Origin of the sequence: Pseudomonas cyclaminis (assembly GCF_015163715.1) — a bacterium.
Lineage (GTDB): Bacteria > Pseudomonadota > Gammaproteobacteria > Pseudomonadales > Pseudomonadaceae > Aquipseudomonas > Aquipseudomonas cyclaminis.
In genome coordinates this window covers 1-7,697 of the sequence record NZ_JADDUM010000308.1, presented here as the reverse complement: position 1 = coordinate 7,697, position 7,697 = coordinate 1, and the positions used below count along the sequence as shown (strand labels likewise).

The following is a 7,697-nucleotide window of genomic DNA, read 5'->3' as shown; positions in this document are numbered from 1 at the left end:
GCCGTAAGGGCGGAACCATAAGCCGCCGTTACCCAAATGCCAGATATTCACCCCACCAAAAAACATCACACATATGAATAAACAGACAACAAAATAATAAAATTAGAGAATATTAGCTTATACCAAAACAGCATTATATTTCCCAAACCCATTCCGTTATGTTTGATCGCAACAGCCTACCCCTGACCTCGGATGGTACCCAGCGTAATCAAGATTCTGCGCGCCATAACCGGGTGATCATCCCCCGCAGCAGAATCGTTGGAAGGGAGTTCAACGTATGTTGCCAATTCAACCCCCGCACTCGCCCTAAGCCCAAATCGCCGCGACACGCCCAAAAAACCGAGCACCGCGCCCCGCCGCGTGACTGCCCGACTTCGCGATTTGGAAAGACAGGCACGCCCATGAAGCAAACGCTAAAACCCACCACCCTCCTGGCACTGGCCCTCCTGGCCAACACTGCCCACGCCCAGGACGACAGCACCCTGTCCACCGTGGTGGTCACCGGCAACCGAGGCGCCGAGCAACGCACGGTCACCAGCAGCCCGGTGCCGATTGATGTGGTCAGCGCCAAACAACTGCAAAGCACCGGCAAGCCCGGTTTGATGGAGGCGTTGAGCGCGGTGATCCCATCGCTCACCCTGCCGGAAAAACCGGTTGGGACGCCAGCGGCATTGCCCGTGCCCCCAACCTGCGCGGCATGAGTGCCGCCGAAGTGCTGGTGCTGGTCAATGGCAAACGTCGCCACACAGCGGCCACGTTGAACATCAACGGCATCAACACCGGCGCCGCGCCGGCCGACCTGGACCTGATCCCCATCAGCGCCATCGACCATGTGGAAGTGCTGCGCGACGGCGCCGCCGCGCAGTACGGTTCCGACGCCATTGCCGGGGTGATCAACGTGATCCTCAAGGCCGATACCAGCGGCACCTCGGTGACCAATGCGGGCCTTGGCTACGACGGCAAAAAGCAGACCGTGCAACAAAGCCTCAATAAGGGGTTTGAAATCGGCAACGGCGGCATCGTGCAACTGGCACTGGATGCCCGCAGCCAGAACGATGACAACAAGGCCAGCGCCAACGGCTACACCTACGCCCAGGCCTATGAGCAGGCGGGGCGTTCCACCTATGGCGGCTACGGCACGCCGAAGACCAACCTGCTGACCCTGGGCTACAACGCCGAGCTGCCGATCGACGACGATTTCAGCCTGTATTCCTTCACCACCTATTCCCGGCGCAAGGCCGAGCAGGGGCAGAATTTCCGCCTGCCGACCATCACCAACACCATCACCACCGGGCCCAATGGCTACCCCGGCGGCTACACGCCGACCTGGTACATCGACGAGGACGACTTCCAGGCCGCGTTCGGCGGCAAAGGCACCGTCGGCGAGTGGGACTGGGATTTGTCCACCACCTACGGGCGCAACGAAGCGGAGCAGGGCACCACCCATAACCAGAACCCGTCCTTGGGCGAGGCCACGCCGAACAGCTTTACCTCCGGCACCTGGATCAGCACCGAGCTGACCACCAACCTCGACTTCAAGCGCGGCTTCGATATCGGCCTGCAAAAGCCGCTGGATGTGAGCTATGGCTTCGAGCATCGGCGCGATACCTATGAAGTGCAGGCCGGTGACTACGAGTCCTACGCCAACGGCGGCTACTGCGTGGCGCCGGGCAATTGCGCGTCAAGCGGTGCCCAGGTCACCAACGGCATTTCACCGGATGAAGAAAGCAGCGCCTCGCGCAACAGCCTGGCCAGCTACGTCGATGTGGGCTTCAACCCGGTGCCGGACTGGTACGTGGGCACCGCGTTTCGCTACGAGCATTACAACCAGGGCGTCGGCGCCACCCGCAGCGGCAAGTTGACCACCCGCTACGATTTCACACCGCAATTCGCCGTGCGCGCCACCGTCAGCAATGGCTTCCGTGCGCCGTCCCTGGCCAACAGCCTGTTCAGTGCGCGTTCCACGACCTATGGCGTGGTGGACGGGGTGTATCAGTCGATCAACTACGGCGTGCTGCCCACCGGTTCGGCGGCGGCCCAGGCCCTGGGCGCCCAGGATCTGAAGCCCGAGCGCTCGACCAACTTCAGCCTCGGTTTTACCCTCACGCCCACCGACCGCCTGAGCTTCACCGCCGACGCCTACGTGATCAACCTGCGTGACCGCATCACCCTGACCGGCACCTTGCTCGGCCCGGAAATTACCCAGGTGCTGCAAGGCAACGGCATCACCTCCACCTCCGGCGGCCAGTACTTTATCAACGGCGCCGACACGCGCACCAAAGGCCTCGATCTGGTCGGTAACTACAGCCAGGACCTGGGCCAATACGGCGCGCTGAAGTGGACCGCAGCGTTCAACTGGAACCAGACCAAAATCCTCAACTACAAGGAGTCCACCACGATCCTGGGCACCTCCTACGACCTGATGGATCGCCAGGCACGCAACCTGATCACCGGCGTGCAGCCCAGCACCAAGCTGATTCTGGGCGGTGACTGGAGCATCGACCGCTTCAACCTCAACCTGGCCTTGACCCGCTACGGCTCCTACAAAGAGGTCAACGTCTCTGCCGACCGCAGCCTCGACCGGGTCTATGCGGCCAAATGGATCACCGATCTCGACCTTGGCTACAACCTCACCAAAGACCTCAACGTGGCCATCGGCGCCAAGAACCTGTTCGACGTCTACCCCAAGAAACAGGGCGTGCCCAGCAGCACCATGGTCAGCAGTTACGGCACCTATTCGCCCTACGGATTCACCGGCGGGTACTACTACACCCGCTTGACCTATGCCTTCTGAGGCCGAGGAATACACCATGCCTATCGTCGCCAAACCTTATGACCTGATTGACCCACCCCGCGTGGTTCGCCAGGTCCGTGTCTCCACACCGATCAAAGCCCTGCAAGTGGTGCCGGCCCGGCATCCGTGGCGTTGGGCCGGGTCGATCTTTGCTGCGCTGGTGCTGCTCGCCATTGCGCATTCCCTGGCCACCAACCCGCGTTGGGAGTGGGGCGTGTTCGCCCAGTGGTTCTTCTCGCCGTCGGTGCTGCGTGGCTTGGGGCAGACGTTGTTGCTGACGCTGCTGAGCACGGTGTTCAGCGTGATCCTCGGCACGGCGCTGGCCCTGGCGCGGCTGTCGGGCTCGCCGCTGCTGGCCGCCCTGGCCTGGGGCTACATCTGGTTTTTCCGTTCGATGCCGGCTTTGTTGGTGCTGATCATCCTGTACAACTTTGCCTACCTGTATGACCACATTGTGCTCGGCGTGCCGTTCACGGGCGTGGTGTTTGCCGAGTGGTCGACGGTGGACGTGCTCAGCCAGTTCACCACGGCGGTGCTCGGTTTGAGCCTGATGCAGGCGGCCTACGCGGCGGAGATCATTCGCGGCGGCCTGATCGGGGTCGACGCCGGCCAGCATGAAGCAGCGGCAGCCTTGGGCTTGCCGGCATCACGCCGTATCTTCCGGATCATCCTGCCCCAGGCGCTGCGCTCGATCCTGCCCTCGGGCTTCAACGAAATCATCGGCCTGGTCAAGGGCACGTCCATCGTCTACGTGCTGGCGTTGCCGGAGCTGTTCTACACCGTGCAGGTCATCTACAACCGCACCCAGGCGGTGATCCCGCTGCTGATCGTGGCTACCGTGTGGTACCTGATCATCACCACCGTGCTCACCAGCGCCCAGTATTACGTCGAGCGGCATTTCGCACGGGGCACGGCACGGGTACTGCCGCCCACGCCGTTGCAGCGCCTGCGCGGCTGGCTCAAGGAGAAATCCCATGAGTGAAGCGCGCGCAGGACGTATCCAGATCCAGGGCGTGGGCAAGCGCTTTGGCAGCCAGGAGGTGCTCAAGGACATCGACCTGACCATCGATCCGGGCAAGGTCACGGTGATTCTCGGGCCGTCCGGCTCGGGCAAGTCCACCTTGCTGCGCACCATCAACCACCTGGAGAAAATCGACAGCGGCCACATCACCATCGACGGTGAATACGTCGGCTATCGGCGCAAGGGTGACCTGCTGTACGAGCTCAAGGAACGCGAGATTCTCAAGCGTCGCATCGACGTGGGTTTCGTGTTCCAGAACTTCAACCTGTTCCCGCACCTTACCGCCTGGGAAAACGTTGCCGAAGCGCCTTTGGCCCACAAACGCTGGAGCAAGGCCGAGGCGCAGGCCAAGGCCGCCGAGCTATTGGCCAAGGTCGGCCTGGGGGACAAGGTCGACGCCTATCCGCGCCAGCTCTCCGGCGGCCAGCAACAGCGCGTCGCCATCGCCCGCGCCCTGGCGCTGGACCCGAAGGTGCTGTTGTTCGACGAGCCCACGTCGGCCCTCGATCCGGAACTGGTCGGCGAAGTCCTCGACGTGATCAAGGGCTTGACCCAACTGGGCGTGACCCTGGTGATCGTCACCCACGAGATCGGCTTTGCCCGCGAAGTGGCCGACCACGTGGTGTTTCTCTGCGACGGCCAACTGATCGAAGAGGGCCCGCCCGAACAGATCTTCCGCCAACCCCGACATCCCCGCACCCAGGCCTTTCTCGGCAAGGTGCTTTAGTTCAAGGAGTGACTGCCCATGTTTATCACCACTGCCCGCGTGGCCTTGTTGGCGCTTGCCGTCAGCACCGCGCAAAGCGCATTTGCCGTGCAACAGGTCGACCTCAGCCCCGACCGCGTGCGCATCCATGTTCCGCGCAACGAGGCGGCCATCGCGCAGATCCCGCCGGGCTTCAAGTTCGCCCAGCCGGGCAAGTTCACCGTGGCCGTGTCCGGCGTGGCCGGGCCGCCCCTGGCGCTGCTGGCCAGCGACGACAAGACCACCATTGGCAGTGAGGCGGACACCGCGCAGCTTGTCGCCGATAGCCTGGGCCTGCAGCTCAACGTGGTGCAGACCAGTTGGGAGGATTGGCCGCTGGGCGTCAGCTCGGGCAAGTACGACGCAGTGATCAGCAACGTCACCGTGACCGAAGCGCGCAAGAAGCGCTTTGACTTCGCCACCTATCGCCAGGATGTGCTCGGTTTCTACGTCAAGACCGCCAGCAAGATCACCGAGATCAAACAGGCCACGGATATCGCCGGGCTGAAGATCATCGTCGGCTCCGGCACCAACCAGGAAAAAGTCCTGCTGGCCTGGAACGAGGCCAACGAAAAGGCCGGCCTCAAGCCCGCGCTGTTGCAGTACTTCGACGACCAGGCTGCCGCGCAATTGGCGGTGCAGTCCGGACGCAGCGACGCGCTGTTCGGGCCCAACTCGGTGTATGCCTATTCGGCGGCAATCACCGGTGGCATCAAGCGCGTCGGCACGGTGAACGGTGGCTGGCCATTGCAGGCGGATATTGCCGTGACCACGCGCAAGGACAACGGCCTGGTCAAGCCGATCCACACTGCCCTGGAAGGCGCGATTGCCGGCGGCCAATACGAACAGGTGCTGCAACGCTGGGGGCTGGACGTGGAGCGCGTCGACAAGTCGCTGATCAACCCACCGGGCCTGCCGGATTAAGGAGCAATCGACATGGGACTGACACGACGTGAAGCGCTGTCGAGCATTGCGGCAGTAGGCGGCGAAAAAGCCGTCAAGGATGCACTGGCGGTATTGGGCCTGGGGCCGTCGTCGCACCGCCGCCCGCAACCGTTGAAGTTGAAGGAAGGCCTGGGGCAGGGCACTCGCGTGCTGGTGCTGGGCGCCGGGATTGCCGGGCTGGTCAGCGCCCTGGAGCTGAGCCGCGCCGGGTTCGACGTGCAGGTGCTGGAGGCCCGCGAGCGGGTCGGCGGGCGCACCTGGACCATCCGCCATGGCGACCGCGTGGACTACAAGGAGGGTCGCACGCAAACGGCGACGTTCGATCAAGGGCATTACTTCAACGCCGGCCCTGCTCGCATCCCCAGCCAGCACCGCACGATCCTCGACTATTGCAGCGAACTGGGCGTGCCCCTGGAAGTGCTGGTCAACAGCAGCCATGGCGCGCAAGTGCGGCCCGATGTGCAACAGCCGGCGTTCAGCGTCGGCCAGGCGATCAACGATGCGCGCGGGCACTTGTCCGGGTTGCTGGCCAAGGCCGTGCAGCGTGATGCCCTCGATGATGTGCTGAGTCCTGAGGAACGTACGCGGTTGCTGGCGTTTTTGCAGGTGTATGGCGACTTGTCCCAGGAACTGGCCTTCGAGGGCACGATCCGTTCGGGGCACCTGGAGTCTCCCGCACATCCGGGCGCGTTGCCCGCCAGTCGCAGCCCGTTGTCGCTGGATCAACTGCTGCACCCGGAGCTGTGGGGCGCGTTGCTGCACACCGAGTTTCCGGAGTTTTCGGCGACCATGTTCCAACCGGTCGGCGGCATGGACCGCATCACCGACGCCTTCTACCAGCGCGTGCGTGACCATGTGCAGCTAGGTGCCGTGGTCCGCCAGATCCGTCAATTGGAAGACGCGTCGCGGTGACCTATCACGACCTACACAGCGGCCGCGAACAGGTGGTGCGCGCCGATTATCTGATCTCGACCCTGCCGTTGCCGCTGCTGGCCAAACTCGACACCGACTTCAGTGACCCGATCAAGACCGCACTGCTCAGCACCCGCAGCGATCAGGCGACCAAAGTGGCGTGGCAATCCCCGCGCTTCTGGGAAACCGACTACCGCACCTACGGCGGCCTGTCGTGGATCGAGCATCCGGCGCGCCTGCTGTGGTACCCGAGCAACGACCTCAACACCCGCGAGGGCCTGCTGGTGGCGGGCTACGTGACCGGCGAGGGCGCCGATGTATTTGGTGCAAAACCCTTCGCCGAGCAGTACGCCACGTCCAAGGAAGCCGTGGAGCTGCTGCACCCTGGCTTCTCCAAACATTTGCGCCACCCGCTGGCGGTGACCTGGGAACAGATCCCCTACAGCGAGGGCCCGTGGCTGCAGCGCGAACACTTCCCGGCCGACGCCAGCAGCCTGCTCGAAGCCGGCCACGGCCGCGTGTACTTCGCCGGCGACGGCCTGGTGCAAAGCGGGGTGGGCATCTGGCAGGAATCGGCGGCCAACTCGGCGCGGCATGTGATCGCGCAACTGGCCGAACGCGTTACCCAACAACGACAGGTCGCGGCACTCGCCGCCTCTTAAGGAGACACACCATGAGCGACAGTATTCAACGCACCAGCGTCGGCGATTTCCCGATCTCCCAGACCGTCACCGTACCGGCGTCCGCCAGCCTGGTTTTCGTCAGCGGGACCTTGCCTGACCTGGCTGATCCAACGGTTCCAGGGGTGTTTGGCAACACCGAAGTGCAGACGGTTTCGGTGTTCAACAAGCTGCGCCAGATCCTGCGCCAGCAAGACCTGGACCTGGGCGACATCGTGCAGTTGCGGGTGTTTCTGGTCGGCGCCGAAGAGACCGACGGCAAGCTGGATTTTGCCGGCTTGCAGCGTGGGTATACGCAGTTCTTCGGCACGCCGGAGCAGCCGAACAAACCGGCGCGTACGGCGTTGCAAGTCGTCGCGTTGCCCTTGCCCGGTGCGCTGGTTGAAGTCGAAGCCATCGCGGCGCGTACAGCCTGACAAGTGTGGGAGGGGCTTGCCCCCGATAACGGTGTGTCAGGTGATGCAGAAGGTGAATGAACCACCGCTATCGGGGCATAGGTATCTACACAACTTCCGATGGATGCTGAATCTATGGCAAATGGGCTGTTGTGGTGAGCGGGCTTGTCCCGCGCTGGGCTGCGCAGCAGCCCCAATAAGGTCA

At 63.3% G+C, this 7,697-nt stretch carries 4 protein-coding genes and 2 pseudogenes; all 6 read left to right on the top strand.

Annotation, left to right across the window (positions count from 1 at the left end; all coding sequences use genetic code 11):
- Positions 1–401: 401 nt before the first annotated feature.
- The 6 genes and pseudogenes from IQK56_RS29080 (at position 402) to IQK56_RS29055 (ending at position 7,513) form a co-directional block, all read left to right on the top strand.
- Positions 402–2,794 (top strand): annotated as a pseudogene (locus tag IQK56_RS29080) (TonB-dependent receptor plug domain-containing protein).
- Positions 2,795–2,810: 16 nt separating this feature from the next.
- On the top strand, positions 2,811–3,776 hold the full coding sequence (locus IQK56_RS29075; RefSeq protein WP_193901925.1) for an amino acid ABC transporter permease: 966 nt from the start codon (positions 2,811–2,813) through the stop codon (positions 3,774–3,776).
- On the top strand, positions 3,769–4,542 hold the full coding sequence (locus tag IQK56_RS29070) for an amino acid ABC transporter ATP-binding protein (RefSeq protein WP_193901924.1): 774 nt from the start codon (positions 3,769–3,771) through the stop codon (positions 4,540–4,542). Before IQK56_RS29075 ends, IQK56_RS29070 begins: the two co-directional genes overlap by 8 nt.
- Before the next feature lie 18 nt (positions 4,543–4,560).
- Positions 4,561–5,484 carry an ABC transporter substrate-binding protein gene (locus tag IQK56_RS29065; RefSeq protein ID WP_122306460.1) on the top strand — a complete coding sequence of 308 codons (924 nt, stop codon included), beginning with the start codon at positions 4,561–4,563 and terminating at the stop codon, positions 5,482–5,484.
- Between the two features lie 12 nt (positions 5,485–5,496).
- Positions 5,497–7,079 (top strand): annotated as a pseudogene (locus IQK56_RS29060) (flavin monoamine oxidase family protein).
- A gap of 11 nt (positions 7,080–7,090) precedes the next feature.
- Positions 7,091–7,513: a RidA family protein gene (locus IQK56_RS29055; RefSeq protein ID WP_122306462.1), complete on the top strand. Its 423-nt coding sequence runs from the start codon at positions 7,091–7,093 to the stop codon at positions 7,511–7,513.
- Positions 7,514–7,697 lie beyond the last annotated feature (184 nt).